This is a genomic window from Deinococcus rhizophilus, from assembly GCF_030271215.1.
GTDB lineage: Bacteria > Deinococcota > Deinococci > Deinococcales > Deinococcaceae > Deinococcus > Deinococcus rhizophilus.
This window is the reverse complement of record NZ_JASNGB010000238.1, coordinates 1-3,692: the sequence shown is the minus strand read 5'-3', so window position 1 is coordinate 3,692 and position 3,692 is coordinate 1. Positions and strand designations below refer to the sequence as shown.

Here is a 3,692-nt window from a genome sequence, read left to right as displayed (position 1 = left end):
CGAATGCGGAAACCCACCGCATTCTTAGGGCACATGCTCTAGAGCATGCGTGGGGGAGGGGGCAGGGGCACCGTTCCAGCAGCGTCAGGCTCTGGGGAGTGCTCCCGGCGCGGTAGGCTGCTGCCCATGTCAGCCGAGGCGACAAGCTTTCTGGGAACCTTCGAGGACCTCGTGCGGCAGGTGACCCTGACCCTGGCGACCGGGGTGGAGGCGGTGTGCGCCGTGATCGTGGGGTACGCGGTGCTGGAGGCGCTGTGGCGGCTCGCCGTGCGGCGCAGGAACCGGGGGCAGAGCATGGAGACGCTGCGCCTGCGGCTGGGACACTGGCTCGCGCTCGTGCTGGAACTGCTGCTCGCCGCCGATATCCTCAAGACGGCGGTCGCCCCCACCTGGGACGACATCGGCAAGCTGGCCGCCATCGCGGGCATCCGCACGGCCCTGAACTACTTCCTCGACCGCGAGGTCCGCGAGGAACAGCGCATGCAGGCCGAACACGCCGCCGCGCCCGCGCACCCGCTGCCGCAAAACCACGGGTAACGGGAGCTGCCTTCCGCGCCCCGGCTGTGGACTCGGCCCCCGGTGTAAGCTCAGCAGGTTATGAACGTTCTCGGTCAGGTCACTGTTCTCCCGGAGCTGCCCGCCGCCCTCGCGCGGCTCTCCGACCTCGCCTACAACCTCTACTGGTCGTGGACCCCTCAGGCGCAGGACCTCTACCGCGACCTCGACGCCGCGCTGTGGGAGCGCTTCCAGCACAACCCGGTGCGGCTGCTGCTGGAGCTGCCGCAGGCCCGGCTGGACGGGGCCGCCGCCGACGCCGCCTATCTGGAGCGTTACCGCGCCGTCATCGCGGACTTCGACGCCTACCTCGGCAAGACCGACACCTGGGCCATTCGTCACGCCCCGCAGCTCGCGCCCGTCGCCTACTTCAGCATGGAGTACGGCTTTCACGAGTCGCTGCCCATCTACTCCGGCGGCCTCGGCGTGCTGGCGGGCGACCACTGCAAGAGTGCCTCTGACCTGGGGCTGCCCTTCACGGCGGTGGGGCTGCTGTTTCACCAGGGCTACTTCCGGCAGATGCTCAACCGGGACGGCTGGCAGGAGGAAGCCTACGACGAGCTGGACCTCACCACCCTGCCCCTCCGCCCGGCCCGCACCCCGGCGGGCGAGGAGGCCCGCGTGTCGGTGCAGATCGGCTCGCGCGAGGTTCACGTGCGCGTCTGGGAGCTGCTGATCGGGCGCATCCGTGTGCTGCTGCTGGACACCAACGTGCCGGGGAACTCGCCCGAGGACCGCAAGCTCACGGCCCGGCTCTACGGCGGCAACCAGGAACTGCGCTTTCAGCAGTACGTGCTGCTGGGGGTCGCGGGCCTGCGGGCGCTGCGGGTGCTGGAGGTTCCGGCGCAGGTGTACCACATGAACGAGGGCCACGCCGCCCTGCTGGGGCTGGAGCGGGTGCGCGAACTCGTCGGCGGTGGGCTGGACTTCCGCACCGCGACCGAGGCGGTCGCCGCCTCCACCCTCTTTACCACCCACACGCCGGTCCCGGCGGGCAACGACGCCTTTGCCTACGACCTCGTGGACCGGTACCTTCCCGAGTGGCCGGGGCTGCTGGGCACCACCCGCGACGACCTCTACGCGCTGGCCCGCCACGACCAGCAGTGGGACGGCCACTGGGTGCCGACCTTTTCCATGACGGTGTTTGCCCTCGCCATGAGCCGCGCGGCGAACGGCGTCTCCGAGCTGCACGGGGAGGTCAGCCGCGACATGTGGAAGTTCCTCTACCCCGGCGCGGAGGCCGCCGAGGTGCCCATCGGCCACGTCACCAACGGGGCGCATAACCTCACCTTCACCTCGCAGGCGATGCGCGACCTGCTCTCGGCGGTGCTGCCGGGCGACTGGACCGAGCGGCTGGAAGACGAGGCCATGTGGGAGGCGGTCGAGCGCCTCAGCGACGCGCAGCTTGCGGGCGTGCAGCGCGACATGAAGCGCGAGATGGTCGCCTTCGTGCGGGCGCGGGTGCGCGAGCAGGGGCTCAGGAATGGGGCCTCGGCCGCCGACCTCGCCGCCACCGACGGGCTGCTCTCCGAAGACGCCCTGACCATCGGCTTTGCCCGCCGCTTCGCCACCTACAAGCGGGCCACCCTGCTGTTCCGCGACCGCGAGCGCCTCGCGCGGATCCTGAACGACCCCCAGCGCCCGGTGCAGTTCGTCTTCGCGGGCAAGGCGCACCCCGCCGACAACCCCGGCAAGGCCTTTATCCAGGAGATCTACCGGATGTCGCAGTTGCCCGAGTTCCGGGGCCGCATAGTGATTCTGGAAAACTACGACATGAACGTCGCCCGCCACCTCGTGCAGGGAGTAGACATCTGGCTGAACAACCCGCGCCGCCCGCTGGAGGCGTCGGGCACCAGCGGCATGAAGGCCAGCTTCAACGGGGCACCCAATTTCTCCATCCTCGACGGCTGGTGGCGCGAAGGGTATGACGGCACCAACGGCTGGCCCATCGGCGAGGAGCGCGAGTACGCCGACCTGAACGTGCAGGACGAGGCCGACGCCCACAGCCTCTACCAGACGCTGGAGCGCGAGATCGTGCCCAGCTACTACGGCGACCAGGCGGGCTGGGCGCGGACGGTGCGCCGGGCCATCCGGACCGTCAGCCCGCGTTTCTCGATGCAGCGGCAGGTCATCGACTACGTGCGGCAGTATTACGTGCCCCTGGGCGAGCGCGGCGCGACCCTGTCCGCCGGAAACGCCGCCCGTGCCCGCCAGGTCGCGGAGTGGAAGGTCTGGGTGCGCGGGCAGTGGCCCCACACCAGCCTGAGCGCGAGTGCGGACCTGCCCGCCACCGCCCGCCCCGGCCAGACCGTGGAGGTCCGGGCGCAGGTGCAGCCCGCGGGCATCCGCCCCGAGGACCTGCGGGTGGAGGCGGTCCTCAAGCGCGGCGACGACGTGACCCGCTTCCCGCTGGAGCGCCAGGGCGACGGCAGCTACCGCGCCGCCGTGCCCCTCCCCGGCAGCGGCCTCTACACCGTGGGCGTCCGGATGCTCCCGGTGATCGAGGGCCTGAGCCACGGGCTGGAGGCGGGGCTGATCCGCTGGGCGTAGGCCATCTAAACAGGGGAGGCCAGAGCGTCATGCTCCGGCCTCCCTCGTGTTCCTGCAGCCCCTACAATGCCCCCCGTGCGCCTGCCTGCCCTGCCGCCCATTCCCTCGCTGCTCATCGCCATGCTGAGTATTCAGGGGGGCGCGGCCTTTGCCAAGTCGCTGTTTCCCACGCTGGGGGCGGCGGGCACCACCGGGCTGCGGGTCACGCTGGCGGCGGCGATCCTGGGCGTGATCTTCCGGCCCCGGCTGCAGGACCTCCCGTGGTCGGCGTGGCGGGCGGTGCTGCCCTACGGGGTGGCCCTGGGCCTGATGAACCTGACCTTTTACCTCTCGCTGACGCGGCTGCCGCTGGGCCTGGCCGTCACGCTGGAGTTCGTGGGGCCGCTGGTGCTGTCGCTGGTCCTCTCGCGGCGGGCGCGGGACCTGGGGTGGGTGGCGCTGGCTGCACTTGGAATCCTTCTGATCGCGCCGCGCGGCGGGGTGGGGGAGGGGCTGGACCCGCTGGGCGTGGCGCTGGCCCTGACCGCCGGGGCCTTCTGGGCGCTGTACATCCTGGCGGGGGGCGCGGTGGGGCGGCGGGTGCCCGG

General features: G+C 71.2%; 3 protein-coding genes. All 3 read left to right on the top strand.

Annotation, left to right across the window (positions count from 1 at the left end):
• The first annotated feature begins 126 nt into the window (after window positions 1–126).
• Window positions 127–537 (top strand): DUF1622 domain-containing protein, encoded by a 411-nt coding sequence (locus QOL99_RS15825; protein WP_285525237.1) that lies wholly within the window; start codon window positions 127–129, stop codon window positions 535–537.
• Window positions 538–597: 60 nt separating this feature from the next.
• The gene (glgP, locus tag QOL99_RS15820; RefSeq protein WP_285525235.1) at window positions 598–3,105 is read left to right on the top strand and encodes an alpha-glucan family phosphorylase; all 2,508 of its coding nucleotides are present in this window, start codon (window positions 598–600) and stop codon (window positions 3,103–3,105) included.
• Between the two features lie 66 nt (window positions 3,106–3,171).
• The coding region (locus QOL99_RS15815; RefSeq protein WP_407650207.1) for an EamA family transporter at window positions 3,172–3,692 on the top strand (521 nt) is incomplete at its 3' end.